General features: G+C 64.5%; 13 protein-coding genes and 1 pseudogene. 5 read left to right on the top strand and 9 right to left on the bottom strand.

Annotated features, from left to right (window positions below; translation table 11 throughout):
* Positions 1 to 174: 174 nt before the first annotated feature.
* Both DTA15_RS28570 and DTA15_RS39210 read right to left on the bottom strand, forming a co-directional pair.
* Positions 175 to 1,566 (bottom strand): tyrosine-type recombinase/integrase, encoded by a 1,392-nt coding sequence (locus DTA15_RS28570; RefSeq protein ID WP_006490566.1) that lies wholly within the window; start codon positions 1,564 to 1,566, stop codon positions 175 to 177.
* 1,061 nt (positions 1,567 to 2,627) lie between these two features.
* Positions 2,628 to 2,753 carry a hypothetical protein gene (locus DTA15_RS39210; RefSeq protein WP_256604947.1) on the bottom strand — a complete coding sequence of 42 codons (126 nt, stop codon included), beginning with the start codon at positions 2,751 to 2,753 and terminating at the stop codon, positions 2,628 to 2,630.
* Between DTA15_RS39210 and DTA15_RS28565 the strand changes: the two genes are divergently transcribed.
* From DTA15_RS28565 to DTA15_RS28550, 4 genes and pseudogenes are all read left to right on the top strand, one after another.
* On the top strand, positions 2,724 to 3,995 hold the full coding sequence (locus DTA15_RS28565) for a nitrate regulatory protein (RefSeq protein ID WP_227743227.1): 1,272 nt from the start codon (positions 2,724 to 2,726) through the stop codon (positions 3,993 to 3,995). The genes DTA15_RS39210 and DTA15_RS28565 overlap by 30 nt on opposite strands.
* A 333-nt stretch (positions 3,996 to 4,328) precedes the next feature.
* Positions 4,329 to 5,171, top strand: coding sequence for a formate/nitrite transporter family protein (locus DTA15_RS28560; protein WP_006490557.1), 843 nt, complete (start codon positions 4,329 to 4,331; stop codon positions 5,169 to 5,171).
* 17 nt (positions 5,172 to 5,188) lie between these two features.
* A pseudogene (locus tag DTA15_RS39470) lies at positions 5,189 to 5,310 on the top strand (ABC transporter substrate-binding protein); the annotation flags it as partial.
* 460 nt (positions 5,311 to 5,770) lie between these two features.
* A complete protein-coding gene (locus DTA15_RS28550) occupies positions 5,771 to 6,331 on the top strand; it encodes a hemerythrin domain-containing protein (RefSeq protein WP_006490553.1) in 561 nt (186 codons plus the stop codon).
* Positions 6,332 to 6,627: 296 nt separating this feature from the next.
* On the opposite strand, the gene glmS is transcribed toward DTA15_RS28550, so the two are convergent.
* From glmS to DTA15_RS28510, 7 genes are all read right to left on the bottom strand, one after another.
* Positions 6,628 to 8,445, bottom strand: coding sequence for a glutamine--fructose-6-phosphate transaminase (isomerizing) (gene glmS, locus DTA15_RS28540; protein WP_006490513.1), 1,818 nt, complete (start codon positions 8,443 to 8,445; stop codon positions 6,628 to 6,630).
* A 49-nt stretch (positions 8,446 to 8,494) separates the two neighbouring features.
* A complete protein-coding gene (locus tag DTA15_RS28535) occupies positions 8,495 to 9,583 on the bottom strand; it encodes a hypothetical protein (protein ID WP_006490548.1) in 1,089 nt (362 codons plus the stop codon).
* Positions 9,584 to 9,675: 92 nt separating this feature from the next.
* Positions 9,676 to 11,814 (bottom strand): polysaccharide deacetylase family protein, encoded by a 2,139-nt coding sequence (locus DTA15_RS28530; protein WP_006490519.1) that lies wholly within the window; start codon positions 11,812 to 11,814, stop codon positions 9,676 to 9,678.
* A 333-nt stretch (positions 11,815 to 12,147) separates the two neighbouring features.
* Positions 12,148 to 12,918: a hypothetical protein gene (locus DTA15_RS28525; protein ID WP_006490531.1), complete on the bottom strand. Its 771-nt coding sequence runs from the start codon at positions 12,916 to 12,918 to the stop codon at positions 12,148 to 12,150.
* Positions 12,919 to 12,931: 13 nt separating this feature from the next.
* Entirely contained in the window at positions 12,932 to 13,945 is a 1,014-nt protein-coding gene (locus DTA15_RS28520) for a YaiO family outer membrane beta-barrel protein (protein WP_006490613.1), read from the bottom strand.
* Between the two features lie 10 nt (positions 13,946 to 13,955).
* Positions 13,956 to 14,951 carry a bactofilin family protein gene (locus DTA15_RS28515; RefSeq protein WP_006490540.1) on the bottom strand — a complete coding sequence of 332 codons (996 nt, stop codon included), beginning with the start codon at positions 14,949 to 14,951 and terminating at the stop codon, positions 13,956 to 13,958.
* 3 nt (positions 14,952 to 14,954) lie between these two features.
* Entirely contained in the window at positions 14,955 to 16,517 is a 1,563-nt protein-coding gene (locus DTA15_RS28510; RefSeq protein ID WP_006490621.1) for a glycosyltransferase family 2 protein, read from the bottom strand.
* A gap of 1,178 nt (positions 16,518 to 17,695) precedes the next feature.
* Here DTA15_RS28510 and wecB point away from each other — a divergent pair.
* Positions 17,696 to 18,913, top strand: a complete 1,218-nt coding sequence (wecB, locus tag DTA15_RS28500) for a non-hydrolyzing UDP-N-acetylglucosamine 2-epimerase (RefSeq protein ID WP_006490561.1) — start codon at positions 17,696 to 17,698, stop codon at positions 18,911 to 18,913.
* Positions 18,914 to 18,980 lie beyond the last annotated feature (67 nt).

Below are 18,980 nucleotides of genomic sequence, written 5' to 3'. Positions count from 1 at the left end.
TGATTTTTAACGGTGTGAGCCAGTGCACGTTCGGCAAGATTTCGAGCATAGTCGTGTTCGCTGGCCCAATGCCGGAAACTGGAACGGAAGCGGTGAGCGGTTGCAACGCGATCACTCACACGTATCGCTCTCAACTTTCACGCGACGGAGGAGGGCAGATAACCGCGGTGAGTATTAGATCGTTGGCACTGACTCTGCCTGTCCGCCGTCAGTAAACATCTCGGAAGCAGACGCAACGAGATGGCCGAGGCCGGCTTGCTGCAGCATCCATCGTTCGATCAAATCGTGCCATTTCCTCAAGAGGTCTAGAGGGCGCCGCCGATAGTGCTTTTCGGCCAACGCGGATGGTTTGTGCCCCTGAATCTGTGCGACAACTCCGACGGGGACCTCGACCCATTCGGAGAGTGTGCCGAAGGATCGCCGCAATCCGTGCAGGGATAGGTGAGGTAGGTCAAAGGCCGTCAGCGCAGCGTTGTGGGCTTTCCTGGGCTCAGCAATCTTTCCATCCTCGGATCTATTACTGGCGAACACCCATTCAGAGGGCACCCATGACTTGCCTTCTTGGGCTAGATTGGCCAACTGCCGCCTGTTGGGCGGCGTCTCGTTCATTTGCTTGAGGTTCGATAGGAGGCCCGCCAAGTAAGGCGTAAGAGGGATAGTACGGCCTCCGGCACCCTCGACCTTGTCGTTCATGGTGAGGCTGCGCCAGCGAAAGTCCACGTCCCTCCAACGCAGTGCGGCGAGCTCTTCGCGCCGAGCCCCAGTAATCAGGAGACCCTGCAAGTACGCGCTGATAACGGGATTTTCTATTTGACGTACAGCCGCGAACCATGCGCGCAGCTGCTCCCGTTGCAGGCAATCATTCTTGGCTTTGGTGCGTGGTACGGCAGCGCGTACTGCCCGAGAGGCGTACACACTTGGTGCAATGCACCCCGAGTATTCCGGCTGGTCATCACACCATCGAATGAAGGCGCGAAGTTTACGATAACTCTGTTCAGCATTCGTCGGGCGCTTCTCTGCCTCGGCTTGCAGCCATTCAGATACGACCTGAGCGGTCAGGTGTGAGAGCTTTAATGGCATCAGGGCAGCAAGTGGCCCAGCGATCGTTAAGCCTTTGCCGCGTTTCTTTGGTTCGCCCCCATTTTGTGCCAGCTTCTCGTGGTCATACAGATGGCGCTCACTCCATCGGTTTCGGTTGGCTTCGATGTATGCGGACCACGCCGCCAGCATGGTGACATCCTGCCGGAGTGCTTCTGCGCGACGCTGTTCGGCGGCAGCCCGCAGCTCAGCGGCTTCTTCGCGGGGATCCTTCCCGCTGTCTGCCAAGCGTTTGAGGCGCCGCGCCTCGTCTCGTGCTCTATCGATGCTCCAATCTTTCGGAGCTCCAATCGTGATCCGAATGGTTGCCCCATGCAACTTGCCTTGCCAAACGTAGGTTAGGGCGCCTGCTGTCGTTGCGCGCAGTCCGAGGCCGGTTGCACCAGAATCCCATACGAACGCTTGAGATTTGCCGACGGGGCAAAAATGTCCGTTGACCCGCGCCGCCGTGAAATTGATCTTTGCCACTCAGACTGCCCTCTTGAGAAAGTCGGGTTGCGTGCATTCGCATGTAACCGCCATGTAACCGGATTCTAGGTGGCTAGATCAATCTAGGTCAACATGGCAGGGGTGTGGCCATTGATAAGTGACTGTAAATAATGATGTTTTCAGGATCGGTGAAATTCGATCAACGTGGAGGAATATTGTGTCTTTCGGCCTTCTAAGCCGTAGGTCACACGTTTGAATCGTGTAGGGCGGGTCAATGAAATCAATGGGTGAGGTTGTTTTTCGAAACCTTTCTTCAGCCCTTGATAATTTCATGTGGATATCGGTTAGTGCGCGATTTGCCGTTATCCGTCGGCGGAGGTAATGCCATTGACATCGCGACATTGAAGCTACACGGACCACCGTTGTCAGGGATTGAAGGACTTCCTTGGGAGCCTTATGGAGTTGGTGTCGATTGCGACATGCACGAGGGCTAGGTAAGCACTTACGGCTCACCCATCTCAGGGCTCATCCGTGCGAACGACGCAGCTAGGATGAAAATGCTTGAGGATGAACTGGAATACTTTGCGCTTAAGGACGGTCTCATCCGACCTCACGAAGTTGAGGATGCGCGATCGTAGGGTACATGGGTTTCATGTCTATGCACATGACAATCGTCGTTGCAAGATCCCAGAGAAGGACAATGCAGCCCGACCGCTGAAACCTCGCGATTTTAAAAAATGTAGTTTATCAACCCCATGTCCGACGAGGAAATCGAATGCCATCCTTCAGTCTGCGCATCATGGCGATCTCCGCCATCAGAGCAGTTTGAGATTCCGAATCTCCCCGATCTGAGCTGAATGTTTCATATCATGTCAGCAAGGTACTCTGGCTGGGACGTGTCGATAAGCTGAGACGGTAACATAGTAAGGGGTACCTGCCCCGAGAGAATAGGACCATCGGGAGCGAGCAAAGCTCGGTTTTGAGCAGCGCCAGATAGATCGCCTCGTTGCGGACCGCGCCTTCGTCACGAATCTTGACATCCAAGGCGTAAAAATAACGAATATTGTCCGCACTACACTGAACCGAGTCCCTGTCTACGGTCAGTATTCACCATGCCCGCCACTGCCCTGCAATTCGCGCTGCTCGCCAAGCAGCAGGAAATCGCGTCGCTGCGCCAGCTGGCCGAGCAGATCGAATTGGTCGACCTGCTCGGCCGCCTGATCCATGCGCTGCAGCGCGAGCGCGGCGCCACCAGCATCTATCTGGCGTCGAGCGGCAAGCGCTTTGTCGCCGAACACGCGGCTTCGCGCGGCGAATCGGCGCCGCTCGTCGCGCAGTTGCGCGAGCGCCTGGATCGGGAGCTGACGCCCGCACGCGGCTCGACGTCGCGCCTGCTGTCGCTGATCGCCTGGGTGCTGCTCGACCTGGAATCGCTGGATGTGCTGCGCGAACAGATCGACCATCTTGCGCTGTCGGCGCCGGATTCGGTCCAGGCGTTCAGTACCGTGATCGGCGGCCTGGTGGAGCTGATTTTCCAGTTTGCCGATAGCGGGGAGGATCCGTCGGTGTCGCGCATGCTGATTGCCCTCGTCCATGTCGTCGAGGGCAAGGAAGAAGCGGGACAGGAACGCGCCGTCGGTGCGCACATGTTTGCGGCGGGCACGTTTTCGGCGGACCAGCAGCAGCGCCTGCTGTATCTGATAGCCGCGCAGGAGCGCAGTCTCGAAGTCTTCGCGAGCTTCGCAAGCACGGCGCAAAACGCATGGTGGGAAACCCGCATGACGGAGCCGCACATGGCGGCGCTCGAGAAGCTGCGCCGCGTACTGTGCACGGTGCACGCCGGCGATGCGCTCGATGCCGGCCTGAGCGAAGCATGGTTCGACGCCGCGAGCGCCCGCATCGATGATCTCTGGCACCTTCAGATTGCACTGACGCTGCAGGTGCAGGAAACGTGCGACGCGCGAATCGACGACGCGCACCGAACGCTGCGCGACTCCGAGCGCCTGATGGCGCAGTTGCGAAACAATCCGCCCCCGCATATCCAGGCGCTCGCCCAGTTCTTTGCCGGCGATCCGTTGTCGGCGCGCGCGGCGGTTCACGAACTGCCGGGACGTCTCTCCGGCTCCGACCCGGGGACGCTCGCCAGCCTGAAATCCCTGCTGGAGGCGCAATCGGCGCGACTGGCCGGCGCGGAGGTCGAGCTCGACGCGGCACGTCGAGCGCTCTACGAGCGAAAGCTCGTGCAGCGCGCGAAAAATACGCTGATGACGCGCTTCAGCCTGCGGGAGGACGAAGCGTATCGGATGCTGCAGAAGGCGTCGATGGACGGCAATCGGCCGCTTGCCGATATCGCGGAAGACGCGCTGACGTCGCCCGAGCGATTCGTCGACGAGCACGCGCCGCCTTTCGCGCGACGCCGTACGCAGCGAAGCGCGCCGGAGACACCGCACGACGACGGCACGACCTGACCGGAACGCACCGCACCGCGCTTCACGCACCACGGCGGCGCCCGAAGCGCGTGCACGAAGTGCAGTTCGCACCGCGCGAGTGCGATTCGCTGCGTTCGGCTGCGGCCTTTCCCTCCGGCATCTCGTGTCCCGCCGGCCTGCATCGCGATATCCCCGCCACTGGTATGAAAGTTGCGAACATCTCGCTCGTCGGGCTAATGGCGGCCTGACGATCACGCCATGTCGAACCGTGGCGGCCGATCACGTGGATAACAGCGTCCGCGCCAGGCACTCGCATGTCGAGCGAGTGCCTGGCGCGTTTTTTTTGCCCGTCCAACTTTACGAGCGCATACCATGGCCTACCTCACACCCAACGAATTCGTCACCAGGATGGTGGACGCCGGTGAATCGAAGCTGTCGATGTCGACCCGCGATACGCTGATTCGCGCGTATATGGCGGGCGCGATCCTCGCGCTCGCAGCCGCCTTCGCGGTCAGCATCACCATCAACACCGGCAACGCGCTGGCCGGTTCGCTGCTGTTTCCGGTGGGATTCTGCATGCTGTACCTGCTGGGCTTCGACCTGCTCACCGGCGTCTTCACGCTCGCGCCGCTCGCGGTGATCGATCGCCGGCCCGGCGCGACCTGGGGTGGCGTGTTCCGCAACTGGACGCTCGTGTTCTTCGGCAATTTCGCGGGCGCGCTGACGGTCGCGCTGTTCATGGCGATCATCTTCACATTCGGCTTCTCGGAAGCGCCGAACGCAATCGGACGGAAGATCGGCGGCATCGGCGAAGCACGCACGCTCGGTTATGCGGCGCACGGCGCCGCCGGTATGCTCACGCTGTTCGTGCGCGGCGTGATGTGCAACTGGATGGTGTCGACCGGCGTGGTCGCCGCGATGATGTCGACGTCCGTACCCGGCAAGGTGATCGCGATGTGGATGCCGATCCTCGTGTTCTTCTACATGGGCTTCGAGCACTCGGTCGTGAACATGTTCCTGTTCCCGTCCGGCCTGATGCTCGGCGCCCACTTCACGATCGTCGACTATCTGCTGTGGAACGAGATCCCGACGGTACTCGGCAACCTGGTCGGCGGGCTGGTGTTCGTCGGCGCGGCGCTGTACAGCACGCACTACAAGACCGCACCGAAACGCGCGCCCGCTGCGCCGGTGGGTGTCGTCGCGCGCAAGGCCTGATCGCGCTGCGCAAGCCGCAACCGAACGCCGGCGACGCGCGGAAACGCACCGGGGGCGGGCGAGCTTCACGTCGGCGGATGCGCCGGGGTTGATCTACGACGCGATCTCGGTCACGCCGACGAGTGTTGCCGCGCGCCGGACAATCGCCCTGCAGCGTGAGCGGCCGGCGCGCCGCGAGTGGTTCGGCGAGCGACTCGTGGAGGCGCCAGCTAGACGCGTCACCTGGTCGCGCGTGGTGTCGACATCACCCGGCGAAGTGACAACGTAACTTCGCAAACGGTGACGACTTTGTTTGGGGCTATGCAGCGGGGCGGCTGTCGAGACACTCGCAAATGCGCTCAACGTTACAACCCGCGTAGGGATGTGCCGAGCGTGCCATTTCGTGGTTGACGCCCAAGGCGGAACGTCTCTGCTCCATGGCCGGGAACCGCCTGACTTTTCCGATTCTTGCCACGATGCGACCCGCCCTGTGGCGCCGTAACCGTTGAGCATGGATCAAACCTTGCCTTGGCGAGTGCGGCGTCCGCCCCGTTTTCGGGAGCAGGTGCAAGTTTTGCTCCAGTGGCTGGCCGTTAACCACCTTTAGACAGAGGCCAGCCATGGCGAACACGAACGAGACGCAGCGCCACAAGCATGATCGCGATGAAGCTGACACTCCGTCAGCGACCGGCGCTATCGCGCTGCTTGAGTCTGACCATCGTGCGGTTGAAAAGCTGTTCACGATCTTTGAAAAAACCGCCGACGAGGACCTCGATGCCAAGCACGCGCTCGTTAGGCGCGCCTGCGAAAAATTGACCGTCCACGCGATGATTGAGGAACAGATTCTTTACCCAGCTGCGCACGATGCGCTGTCCGGCGGCCCCCAAAAGGATGTCGACAAAGCCTACGTCGAGCACTTTCTCGTGAAGACGCTCATCGAGAAATTCGAAACCCTCAAGCCTGGTATGGAAGCGTTTGATGCCACTTTCGCGGTGCTGATGGAAAACGTCCGGCATCACATCAAGGAAGAGGAGACGGAGCTCTTTCCCGAACTGCGCTCATCGGGACTCGACCTTGTCGGACTTGGACTCAAGCTCGCCGAACGAAAGGCGCAGCTGGAGGCCCGACTACCAAAAGACGCGGGCGACCGGACTTGGCCGATGACCCGGATATTTCAGTAGTTGCCAGCGAAAAGGACCCGTGCCGTGTCGCGCGGGCACGGGCAATGTCTGAAGCGTACGAGGTGCGGGATGTCGCTGCAGATAGGCTGAACCCGCAGCGAGGATTCCTGCGTTCGGTGCCAGTCGACGGACCCTGAAGCCGCTGCCGGTTTCGATGCCAACTCGCAAGGCGAGGTCGATCCATCTCGATCAGTGTGACGCCGTGCGTTCTTCTAACCCGTGGGTTACACGTTCGAATCGTGTAGGGCGGGCCAGTTTGTGATCTTCGCGGCTTCGCGCCGGATTGCGCAAACGAATCACTCCACCGTCACCGATTTCGCCAGATTCCTCGGCTTGTCGATATCCGCGCCGCGCAAGCACGCCGCGTGATACGCGAGCAACTGCAACGGCACGACGTGCAGAATCGGCGACAGCAGTCCGTAATAATCCGGCATCCGCAATACCGACACGCCTTCGCCGTTGTCGATCCGCGTATCGGCATCCGCGAACACGTAAAGCTGCCCGCCGCGCGCCCGCACTTCCTGCATGTTCGACTTGAGCTTTTCGAGCAGCGCATCGTTCGGCGCGATCGTGGCAACCGGCATCGTATGCGTGACGAGCGCGAGCGGCCCGTGTTTCAACTCGCCCGCCGGATACGCTTCCGCGTGGATATATGAAATCTCCTTCAGCTTCAGCGCGCCTTCGAGCGCGATCGGGTAGTGCAGCCCGCGCCCGAGAAAGAGCGCGTTTTCGTGCTGCGAGAATTCCGCCGCCCAGCGCTCGATCTGCGGCTCCAGCCCGAGCACGTCCTCGAGCGCGCCAGGCAGGCGCCGCAACTGCGTCGTATAACGCGCGAGCTGCGCGTCGTCGACGTAGCCGCGCAGCCGTCCGAGCGTGACGGCGAGAATGAACAGCGCGACGAGCTGCGTCGTGAACGCCTTGGTCGACGCGACGCCGATTTCAGGGCCGGCGCGCGTCAGGAAGCGCAGGCCGGTCTGGCGCATCATCGCGCTGGTCGGCACGTTGCAGATCGCCAGCGTGTCGATGTGACCGAGCGCCTGCGCGTACTTGAGCGCGGCGAGCGTGTCGGCGGTCTCGCCGGATTGCGACACGCTGACCACCAGCGTATTCGGCATCGCGAGCGCGTCGCTGTAACGGTATTCGCTCGCAATCTCGACCTGCGCGGGGATGCGCGCGATCGTCTCGAGCCAGCGGCGTGCAGTCAGGCCCGAGTAATGGCTTGTGCCGCACGCGAGGATCAGCACGTTGTCGATCTGCTCGAACGCGCGCGCGGCGTCCGGGCCGAATACGGCCGGATCGAACAGCCCGGCATCGGGAATGGTCGCGGCCACGGCCTGTGGCTGCTCGAAGATTTCCTTCTGCATGAAATGCCGGTATGGCCCGAGTTCGACCACGCCCTGCGCGGACGAGACGGTCTGTATCGCGCGTTCGATCGGTGCGCCGCTGCGATCGAGCACCCGCACGCCGCCCGGCGTCAGCTCGACGATGTCGCCTTCCTCGAGAAAGATGAAGCGGTCGGTGATGCCGGCGAGCGCGAGCGCATCCGACGCGAGATAGCATTCGCCGTCCTTCACGCCGACGACGAGCGGCGAGCCGGCGCGTGCGCCGATCAGCCGTTGCGGCTCGTGCTTGCTGAACACCGCGATCGCGTACGCGCCGTGCAGCTGCGAGGTCGCGTCGCGTACGGCGGCGAGCAGGTCGCCGCGATACTTGCTGTGGATCAGGTGCGCGACCACCTCGGTGTCGGTCTGGCCGTCGAACTCGTAGTGTTCGTCGGCTAGTTGCTTGCGCAACGTTTCGTGATTCTCGATGATGCCGTTGTGCACCAGCGCGATCTCGTCGCGCGAAAAGATCGGATGTGCGTTGCAGGTTGCCGGCGCGCCGTGGGTTGCCCAGCGCGTGTGCGCGATGCCGGTGCTGCCGGTCAGGCCGGCGCTGCGCACGTGCGCGTCGAGATCGGCGACGCGCGACATGCTGCGCTCGCGGCGTGCCTGGCCGTTGACGACCGTCGCCACTCCGCATGAATCGTAGCCGCGATATTCAAGGCGGCGCAAACCTTCGATCAGAATCGGGACGATATCCCGTTGCGCGACCGCGCCGACGATGCCACACATGACACGTCTCCTTCCCTGTAGATTGCCCCGGACCGTGCGCACGCGTGGATCAGCGTGACGCGGTCTCCGTTGTCGCCGCCGTCGTGAAGCCGCATTGAGCGGGCGCGACCGGGTCGGCCATCCGGCTTTCGAATGCCAGGTAAAGCGCCTCCTCCAGTACATTCCAGTGCGCGCCGTGCCGGTACGGGCCCGATCGCGCATGCCAGCACGCGACCGTGTTCCAGTCGTTCATCTTGAATGCGACGAGTGCGATCAAGCCCCACGGATAGTCGGAGCCGGCGAGTTGCAGCCAGGTCTTGCCGTACTTCTGCATCCACTGCGCGTAGATCGTCTCGTTCGATTGTTGGGGAACCTGAATGCCGGACAGGAGCGGAAAGACCTGCGCGACTTTCGCCGGATAGAACGTCGTGTCGCTGATGCGCTGCGTGCTCGCGCGAAAGCCGGACTGTGTGCCGCGCCAGAACACCTTCAGGATCGCGGACGCGAGCCGGTCGGCGCGCTGAGTCCACGGGCCGGCGCGGGCAGCGTCGGCATGCCGGACGTAATACGCGGCGAGCGCCTGGAACGCGCTGTGCACCTCGACGTTGTCCATCAGCAGCGCGACGTGCAGCGTCGACGAGATCTGATAGACGCCTGCGGGCTTGCTGAGCAGCGCGTCCAGATGCGCGGCCGCGCGATTGAGGCTGAGTTCCCATGCGGCGGGCAGGCCCTCGGGCGGCGCGAAGCGGGCGAGCAGTTCGATCCAGGTCGCCATCATCGCATCGTCGGCGTCGGCTTCGGCGCATGAGCTGTACTGGCCGCTCTTCACGCAGTAGCGATCGAAACCGCCGTCCGGACGCTGGCGCGGCAGCAGCCACGCGATCCATGCGAGCGCGGCCCGATGTGCGTCGAGCCCGGCATCCTCGGCGCCGAGCAGTGCCTTCGCCGCGAAATAAGGATCGATGCCGGCGCCGTTCAGGCGCACGGTGATCGCCCCGTCGGGGCGTTGATAGAGTCCGTTGAGCTGAAGTTCCGCGGCGCTCGCCTGCAGCGCGATGCCGCACGCGGCGACACAGCAGGCGACGCGCCACAGGCGGCATAGCCGGGCGGTGGCCGTCACGCGTGCGCGTGCGGCCGGGAAAAGCGCGGGCCGGTTCATGGTCGGGGGCTCCTGCGCGATGGTCCTGCGCAAATCCCGCCGGGCGCGGCGTTGGCCGCGTCGCGCGCCGACGGGGGTGTCGATGTCGTAACTCAGTGCACCTTGGCGCTGGTGAACTTGAGACTGGTGCCGCTGTTCGCGGTCACGAGCCAGTACGTCGAGTCGGTGATGACGACGCTGCCGAAGCCTTGCGTGATGATCGGCAGTGCGAATCCCTTCTTCGGCAGCAGCCACGTCATGTTCGCGAGGCTGGTCGGATGGCTGGCGGCGAACGCCCAGCCGCTGCCCGTGTCGGTGGCCGACCACGTGACGTTCAGGCGTGCACGATCGAAGGTCGTGATGTCGGTCATCGTGTACCACTTGAACTGGCCCGTCAGTTTCAGCGTATTGGCTTGCGAGAAGATCGCGGACAGCGTCGACGTGTAGGACGATGCGCCGAGCGGGTGCGCATAGATCAGCCGGCTCGTGCGGTTCGCGACGACGAAGTTCATCAGCGACGCGTACCAGTTGTTCACGTCGGCAGTCGGCACCGCGTATTGCTGGAACTCCTCGAACGTCGCGTACTTGCCGAACGGCATCACGGGGTACGCCCACAGGCCGGGGTTCAGCAGCGCGCCGTTGCGGTATGCGCGGGTCGGTGCCGAGCCTGTGTGGCCGGTGAAGTAGTAGCCATTGAAGCCATTGCTTTCGAGCCAGTTGACCGACCAGGTCGGGGTATTGCCTTCCGGTGCCGCGTACTCGACGTCCGGCTGACCGGTCGCGGCCTGGACGGCCTGGTGGTTCATCACGAGGTACTGCGTGAACGTACTTGCGTTCGTTTCGCTCGCATTCGCCCCCCAGTAATCGTGAATCCAGCCGCCGTGGCTGCCGACGCGATGGCCCTTGGTCACGAAATACCTGAGGAGATTCTGCGCGGTCGGGTTGTTCGCGAGGTTGATGCCGTTGCCATCGCCGAAGGCCGCTTCATCGGGGCCCGCCGTGATCACGAGCGAGAACGGCCCGTTGTTCCACACGCCGAGGCTCTTCAATTGCAGTGCCGGCTGGATCTGGTCGCCCGCGCAGAAGTGCCAGTTGAACACGAGGCCGGCCATCGCCTTCGGCAGCGGCGACAGCGACGGCAGGTTCAGCATCTGCGTGCCGAAATAATGCAGGTAGCCGTGAATCAGCATGCCGTCGGTCTGGCCGTCGAGGTAGGCGAGCGGCAGGTTGACGAACAGCACGCCGCCGTTGCCGTACGTGTTGTAGCCGGACACGAGGCCGAAGGTCGGCGAGGTCAGGATCGTCGTGCCGGTGTACGTGCCCTGCGTGACGAAACTCGGATAGGTGAGGAAGCCGTACACGTAGCCGGAGATACCTTCGAGCGTGTCGGTGGTGGTGGCCAGCGTCGACGCGAGCGTGTTGGCCGTCTTGCCGGTCGACGTGCTCAGGAGCGAGTTGGCGGTATACGTCGTGGTCTTCTTCAGCTTGCCGGTCACGGTGCCGGTCAGCTTCGGCGGCGTCTGGCTCAGCACGCCGCTGCCCGTGGGCGGCGTCGCGTACTGGAACCAGGCCCCGTGGTTGTAATTGGCGAGGCCGCCCGGATTCGACGGGCTGGCGGCCAGAAACAGCGTGCTGCCCGACGTCGAACTCGTCGACGTGCCGGCGGTGCTGGGCGACGCGAGCGCCGTCGCGGTCGTGGTGGTCGACGACGTCGTGGTCCACGCCATCGACTTGCCGGGCGGCACCTGGAGCGTGCGCAGCCAGCTGCTCATGCCGGTCACGTTGCCGAGGCCGATCATGTTGCCGCCGTATTGGTCATACAGCACGTAGTCCACACCGGCCATGCTGCTGAAGCGCGATTTCGGGCTGACGTAGAAGCCGGCCGAATTCAGCACGCCGAAATCGTAGACGAGCATCACCTTGCCGCCGTTCAGCGCGTAGTTCTGAATCGCGGTCACGAGCGTGTCGTCGGCCGTCGTATGCACCTGATCGGGTAGGATCAGGCCCGGATACTGCGACAGCGACGCGCCGGCCGCCATGAACTGGCTGTCGGTCATCACCTTGATCTGCAGCCCTTCCTCCTGCGCGCTGTCGAGCCAGGCGGACACGCGCGAATCGGGCAGTGTCAGCGTATCGGGCACCAACAGGAGAAGCTGGTTGGTGGCCGCCCGAACGCCGCCCGGACCGAATGCGAACGCGAGCGCGAACAGCGTGAACAGGATCCGCAAGAACTTGCCTGACTTTGCCAACATGGTGTGCTCCTCGCTCAAGGAATGGGGCGTGCGGCAGCCGTGATGCGCGTGCCGCCAGGTCGACCAATCCAGCCCCGTAGACGTGTGCGGCTGTCCGGTTCGTCGGGTATCGAGCGGTGCGTGCCGACAGCGGCCGGAACGCGCGAATGCGCCGGTGTGCCATGCTGTCTTCGCCGATGAGAGGACTCGATGCGACGCATTGAAAGAAGCGAACAACGTGCCATTGGCGCAGGAGGCCCGGTACTGCTGGCTTCTTGCGATGCGGGCCGGGCGGTGCGTCCGGAAACACGGCGGAATCGTTTCATCGCTGATACGGCGCGTTCGAACGCGCTATCAGCAGACGGAATCGCGATCGCGCGTCAGTGCGCCGGGCCAGCTTGCGCAGTAGGTATAGAGCGTGACCAGCAGGCCGATCAGCAGCGGCCCGCCGAGCAGGAAATAGCAGAACGGCAAGAACAGCAGCGAGCCGTGATGGATGATCGTCGCGTGCAGCAGCATCACGAACGGCAGCGCGAACACGAAGTAGCCGAGCACCAGCAGCGATGCGACGGCCTTTTGCAGCAGCGAGAAATCGAGCGGGTAGTACAGCGCGGCCATCACCAGCGGGATCAGCGCGATCGCCGCGCCGTGCAGCACGAACATGTCGCGCAGATGCAGTGGCGGCACATACGGGAACGTGTCGGGCGCGAGCCAGAAGTACGCGCAAATCAGCAGCTGGGTGAAGCTCGCGATACGTAACAGATATGCAACAGGCAGCCAGCGTGTCCGTCGGACGAACGAGGCGGCGAAGCCGATCGCGCACAGCGCGGCGGTGGCGAGCAGCAGCGTGCCGCCCGGCAGGCGGGCCGCGACGTCGATCGACAGCAGCGGCACGCGTGGCGCGTCGGCTGGATAACCGAGCACGATCACGTGCAGCGCCGGATCGATCTGCTGCGCGCCCCATGCCATGACCGCGCGCCAGTAGCGCCACGCCAGCGGCAGTCCGAACCACAGCGACGCGTACAGCGCGGGCGTCAGCAGCGCGATCGACGACAGCCAGCGCTGCGGGTACGCGTGGGTGCGCAGCGAACGGTCGACGGGAGGACGGACGGGATGCGTGGGCATGGCGTCCGCCCGCTCACCAGCGATAGAACACGCTGAGCTCGCCGCCGATCCGTGAGTAGTACGGGTTGTGGTAATAGTCGAATTCGAGTTGCGTGCCCCACTTGCGCGTGAACCAGTAGCGCCATTTCGCGGTGATCTCGTGGCTGCGGAAATCCGCGATCTGCGAGCCGGACCCGGTGACCTGATACGCTTCGCGGCCGAACCCGCCGCGCAGCACGATCACGCTCTTGCCGACTTCGCCGTAGGTGACGGCGCCGTAGTACGCAGGTGCCTTGACCGAGCCGGGTGAATCGACCGTATAGTTCGCGCCCGCCTCGAAAATCCACTTCGGCAATGCATACCAGATCACGCCGGCGTGATAGAGCTGATCGCGGTGGCCGCTGCGGTTCCATGCGTAGCCGGCGCCCAGCGACACGACCAGCGAACGATCGGACAATAGCTTGCGGTTGAGCGACAGGTCGACGCGCGCGCTCGGCAGGATCGTGCCCGACGTGGTGCCGGAAAAGCCGATTCCGCCGAACCAGTCGGGCCCGAGGTTCTGCACGTAGGTCAGCGCGCCGAGCTGCGTGTTCTCGCCGAAGCGGTGCAATTGCGCCAGTTCGCCGAGCACGGTGCGCACGCCGTCCTGATAGACGCCGCGCAGATGCACGCCGTACCAGTCGCCATAGCCGTGCGTCAGGTGCGCGCTCGAATAGCCGAGCGACAGTTCGGTGTGCGATTCCTGCGGCGCCTGCGCATGTGTGACGATGGCGTCGGGCAGCGGTGGCCGGTTCGTATCCTCGGGCGTGAACTCGGCGAGCGGCACGCCGTCCGGCAGGCCTTCGGCGTCCACGCGCACGAACATCGATTCGTCGCGCATCCGTGGCGTGATGACGGTCGCGGGGTCCGGGGGCTGCACGGCGGGCACGGCGGCGGCATCGTCCGGCTGCTCCGCCAGCGCCGCGGGCGCGCCGAAGGCGACACCGCACAGCATCGCGAGGGTGGCAACCGGCACGCGCGGGCCGCGATGGCTGGGGCGATCGGACATGAGGCGCTCCTTAACGGGATGTGTGGAACCAGCCGCTGCGCCACGCGACGAGATCGCCATGCACGCAGGCATGATTGACGACCGAGACGTCGCACGCGCACGCGCTGACCGGATGACCGGCGACGCCGATGCGCGCCCCCGTCAGCCGCAGCAGGCCGCCGGCCGACACGACGCCGTCGATGCAGCTCGCGTGGGCGAGCAACACGTCGTCGCGCGCGAATACCGCGCCATGCAGCAACGCGTGGCGTTCGAGCTCGACGCGATGCGCCTTGACGCTGCCGCGCAGCACGCAGCCTTCGCCGAGTACGAGCGTGCCTTCGACGATCAGGTTGCCCTGCACGACCGTGTGCGCGGGCAGGCGGACGTCGCACGGCACCAGGTAACGGCCGTGCAGGAAGCGATGCGGCAGCGACGCGAAGTGGCGGGTCAGCGAGATCGCGCGGCGCGGGGCGGCCTGTGGGTCCGCGGGCCGCGCGCCGGGCGCCGCGCCGAACACGAGCGGCTCGCCATACAGGCACGCGAAGCCGCCGGCGCCGTGCAGATGCACCGTGTCGCCGACCACGACGCCGCGCAGTACCGCGCCGTCGACGTCGATCAGCGGTGCATGCGCGAGCGTGCCGATCGTCGCGCCGGCACGGATGTCGATGCGCTCGTCGGCGAACGCGTACGCGGCCCGCGCGCCGTCGTCGAGCGTGATCGTGCGACCGGCGTAAAGCACGTCGTCGCGATGTGTGTCCCGTGCGACGTGGATCGCGTCCGCATGCTGCACGGCCAGGCCGAGCGCTTGCCACGGCGGTGTGGCGGCCGCATCCGCCGACGGCGTGCCGGCCACGTGCGCGCGCAGCGCGTCGTGCCAGCGCGCGGCCAGCAGCGCCTGATCGACGAACGGCCCGTCGCCGATCGGCAATGCCGCGACGTCGCTGCGCCGGATCAGTTCGTGCAGCATCGGCAGGAACGGCAGGGTGAGCACGCCCGCCACCGGCACCATCACATTGAAGGTCGTCATCGCTCATCGCTCCGGTTTCAATTGCCGGCGAAAACGCTCGGTCTTGTCCCATTTCAGTTCGCGGCGGAACGCGGCGTCGAGCCCGAGCCCCCATAGCGCGGCGACGACCGCCGCAATCGTCACGCAAAAGCCGACGACGTTGACCGGTACGAGCCGCAGGCGCGTCGCGCGGCCGTCGAGCCGCGCGGCGACGACGATCTCGAAGAACACGCCGAAGTTGCCGAAGGTGCTGAACGAGAACAGCGCGAACAGCGACAGGAGCAGGCCGAGCGCGGTCGAATTGACGCCGTTGAACAGGTAGAGCGCGAGCGCGGCGCTCCACGCGATCGCGAGCAGCGCGGGCATCGCGAACACGCCGAGCAGCAGGGCGCCGTCGAGCCGGCAGCGCCGCGAGATCAGCGGATTGCGCAGCACCGGCAACAGGTAGCGCAACATCGTCTGGTTGTGCCCCTTCGCCCAGCGCGTCAGTTGCCGGGCGCGGACGGCCCAGCGCTCCGGTACTTCCTCATAACATTCGGCGTGGTTCAGATAGACCGTGCGCCAGTCGCTCAGCAGCAGGCGGTAGGTCATGTCGGTATCTTCGGCGAGCGTGTCGTCGCACCAGCCGCCCACGGCGTCGAGCGCACCCTTGCGGATGCCGCCGACCGTGCCGCCGTACTGCGGCACCAGGTCGAGATTGTTGCGGGCTTGCTGGTTGACCTGGTAGCCGCCCGCGCGCTCGAGATCGAGCAGCCGCGCGAGCAGGTTGCTGTCCGCGTTCTGCGGCACGACGCGGCCCATCACCGCGCCGACTTCCGGATCGAAGAACGGCGCGACGAGTTCCTTCAGCAACCCCGGCCGCGGCAGGTAGTCGGCGTCGAATACCACCATGATGTCGCCGCGGATGAAGCGCAGCGCATCCTTCAGCGCGGCTGCCTTGCCCGGCTTGCCGGTCTCGCGATGAAACGGCTGGATCAGTTCGGGCGCGAGTGCGCGGACTTCGTCGATCAGCACGCGCGTGTTGTCGGTCGAGCGGTCGTTGACCGGGATGATCGTCAGCCGGTCGCGCGGGTAGGTCGTGGCCAGCAGCGCCATCAGGCAATCGACGATGACGGTTTCCTCGTTGTGGGCGGCGACGAAGACCGTGAGCCGCGGCCAATCGCCGTGGGTCATCGCGCGGTAGGGCGCGTGCTGCGGCTTGAACAGGCGGTCGAGGCTGAACAGGTAGTGCCGCGCGGCATACCCGCACGTCAACAGCGTGAACAGCCACAGGTACGCCACGCACGGCATCAGCAGCAGCTCGGGATCGAACGTGATGCCCGGCGTGCCGGCCGGCGGCGGTTCGAGCGACGCATCCGGATCGGGCGAGGCCGGTGCGGCGAGCGAGAACGTCACGCTGTCGAGCGCGGTGCGTTCCATTGCGAGCCCGGTGTTTGCCGCGTTGGCGGCGTTGACGGCGGGCACGCCGAACCGGACCGGTTCGGCGATCGCCTGCGATGCGGTGTCGCGGACGATCAGCGAGCAGGCAAGCACGATCAGCAGCAGGATGCCTTGTTCGCAGAGTGACGCCGCCCGCGTTTTCTTCATGTCCTGGTCCCCGTGCCCGCGACGACGACCGATGAGAGCTGAAGGCGCTCCGTGGATCGCGCGGACGTCAATGGGAAGCCGTGGCGCGTGGGTCGTGGCGGGCGATTGTCGGTCGCCCCGGACGAACGCGTCGCGTCGCCTCCCGGCTTCGTTGCTTTGGCGTCCCCGTCTGTCTGCTGCCGTGCGAGTGCTTCGGGACGCACCTGTCTGACATTAAGCAAGGCGTGAGCCATCTGTCGGGATGCCGCGTGCAGCAAGGATCGACGCGAAGGAAGCGGATGCGGAAGTCGTGCGGGCGGCGGGTTTTGATTCACTGACGAATCAGTGTGCATGCGTCGCATTCGACCCCATACGGTCGGTTGCGTGCGTAGAACACTTCGCACGGCGGGGGCTTCGCATCCATCGGTGGCGCCTTGCCGGGTGAAGCTTGCATGACTGATCGTCGTGCTTCATTCGTCGCACGCGCGTTGGTGTGGTGATCGAAACCGACGCCGGTTTCATGTGAGACAAATAGACCGGACTCCGATGTATTTTCCGGTTTTTGAACCGCGTTACACATACGCAACATTTCCCGCGCACCGATTCGTGTGACGCAAGCGCCGTCGCGTGTCGGAGAAATCCTGCGCGTGCGGGGGTGGCCGACGCTCGCGTGCGCGCCGCACAGTGCACAGACGAAAGTGGCGAATCGAGACGACGCAACGCGCGTCGAAAGATGCCGCAGATTCGCTGCGTCGCGATGGTTCGACATGCGTGCACGATTCGTCGGACGACGTCGTCCGACGGATCGGTTGAGCGTCTGGCTGTTTATCGTTGTCGTGTCGATCCGGCGAGGCGAGCGCCCGTAGCAGTTGTGAAACATTCCGCAACACGCCGTCCGCACGCGACGGCCGCTGAGCGAAGCGGGCCGGGATGCGGGCCCGCTGGTTTGAATATTGCTGTAGTGGGAGGACGTAATGCTCGACACAGCGAGGAACCGCTCATGACGTGATCGATCCAGTGCAACGGGACGCCGGTAGTACGACGATTCGCGCGGCCCGGACCGCGCGGACGAGGTGGCGCGCTCGCCCCGCAACATCGCCGCGTGTCGAGCGCGTGCGAGTACGCGATGCGCCGCCCGAATACATGCTTCGCGCCACGTGCAGGATCGCCAGGCGCGCAGTGGCTAAACGAGGACAACGATGAAGAAGATCTTGCTTGTGTTCGGGACCCGGCCGGAGGCCATCAAGATGGCGCCGCTGGTGCGCGCATTGAAGGCGCAAGCGGATGTCGACGCCCGCGTATGCGTGACCGCGCAGCATCGCGAAATGCTCGACCAGGTGCTAACGCTGTTCGACATCAAGCCCGACTACGATCTCAACCTGATGCGGCAAAGCCAGACGCTGACCGACGTGACGACCGGCATTCTCCAGGCGATCGGCATGGTCTTCGACGAACTGCGGCCGGACGTCGTGCTGGTGCACGGCGATACGACGACCACGCTCGCGGTCAGCCTCGCGGCGTTCTATCGCTATCTGCCGGTCGGGCACGTGGAGGCCGGCTTGCGCAGCGGCGACATCTGGTCGCCGTGGCCGGAGGAACTGAATCGCCGCGTGACGGATGCGGTGTCGTCCTGGCATTTCGCCCCGACCGGGCAGGCGCGCGACAACCTGCTGAGCGAAGGCGTGCCGGGCGGCGCGGTCTCGCTGACCGGCAATACCGTGATCGATGCGTTGCACGAGGTCAAGCGCATGCTGGATCGCACCGCCGCGCTGTCGGACAAGATCGCCGCGTACTTCCCGTTTCTCGAACCGTCGCGACGCGTCGTGCTGATCACCGGCCATCGCCGCGAAAGTTTCGGCGAACCGTTCCGGCATTTCTGCGACGCCCTGTGCACGCTGGCGAACCGCTATCGCGATGCGCAGTTCGTCTATCCGCTGCACCTGAATCCGAACGTGAGGGAACCGGCGCGCGCGCGGCTCGGCGACGTCCCCAATATCTACCTGATCGAGCCACAGGAATATCTTTCGTTCGTCTTCCTGATGTCGCGCGCCTATTTCATCATCACGGATTCGGGCGGCATTCAGGAAGAAGGGCCGGCGCTCGGCAAGCCGGTGCTGGTCACGCGCGAGACGACCGAGCGGCCCGAGGCGATTCAGGCCGGCACCGCGCGGCTCGTCGGCACCGATCAGGACAGGATCGTATGGGAGGCGTCGCGTTTGTTCGACAGCGAGAGCGCTTACGAGGAAATGTCGCGCGCGAGCAATCCGTACGGTGACGGCCATGCGAGCGAGCGGATCGTTCACGCGCTGATGCGCACGCCCGGCGTGCCGACGAAGACGACGAGTTTCTCGATGGGCGCTGCGGAAATGCCGTTCAACGCGCTCACGCTCGGGTTGCAGGCATTGCGGTCGCCGTGAGGAAGGGCGCGCGGTAGCGCCTTCCGGCGCGTTCGACGCAGGCGTCAAGCATCCGGTCCGGCCGCGA

It is taken from the genome of Burkholderia cenocepacia (assembly GCF_900446215.1).
Lineage (GTDB): Bacteria > Pseudomonadota > Gammaproteobacteria > Burkholderiales > Burkholderiaceae > Burkholderia > Burkholderia cenocepacia.
This window is presented reverse-complemented; position numbering and strand designations above follow the sequence as displayed.

Coding starts and splice junctions, on each gene's coding strand:
- DTA15_RS28560 (WP_006490557.1), top strand. CDS start 4,329: ATGGCCTACCTCACACCCAACGAATTCGTCACCAGGATGGTGGACGCC.
- DTA15_RS28535 (WP_006490548.1), bottom strand. CDS start 9,583: ATGAACCGGCCCGCGCTTTTCCCGGCCGCACGCGCACGCGTGACGGCC.
- DTA15_RS28550 (WP_006490553.1), top strand. CDS start 5,771: ATGGCGAACACGAACGAGACGCAGCGCCACAAGCATGATCGCGATGAA.
- glmS (WP_006490513.1), bottom strand. CDS start 8,445: ATGTGTGGCATCGTCGGCGCGGTCGCGCAACGGGATATCGTCCCGATT.
- DTA15_RS28515 (WP_006490540.1), bottom strand. CDS start 14,951: ATGACGACCTTCAATGTGATGGTGCCGGTGGCGGGCGTGCTCACCCTG.
- DTA15_RS28525 (WP_006490531.1), bottom strand. CDS start 12,918: ATGCCCACGCATCCCGTCCGTCCTCCCGTCGACCGTTCGCTGCGCACC.
- DTA15_RS28520 (WP_006490613.1), bottom strand. CDS start 13,945: ATGTCCGATCGCCCCAGCCATCGCGGCCCGCGCGTGCCGGTTGCCACC.
- DTA15_RS39210 (WP_256604947.1), bottom strand. CDS start 2,753: ATGGATCAGGCGGCCGAGCAGGTCGACCAATTCGATCTGCTCGGCCAG.
- DTA15_RS28530 (WP_006490519.1), bottom strand. CDS start 11,814: ATGTTGGCAAAGTCAGGCAAGTTCTTGCGGATCCTGTTCACGCTGTTC.
- wecB (WP_006490561.1), top strand. CDS start 17,696: ATGAAGAAGATCTTGCTTGTGTTCGGGACCCGGCCGGAGGCCATCAAG.
- DTA15_RS28510 (WP_006490621.1), bottom strand. CDS start 16,517: ATGAAGAAAACGCGGGCGGCGTCACTCTGCGAACAAGGCATCCTGCTG.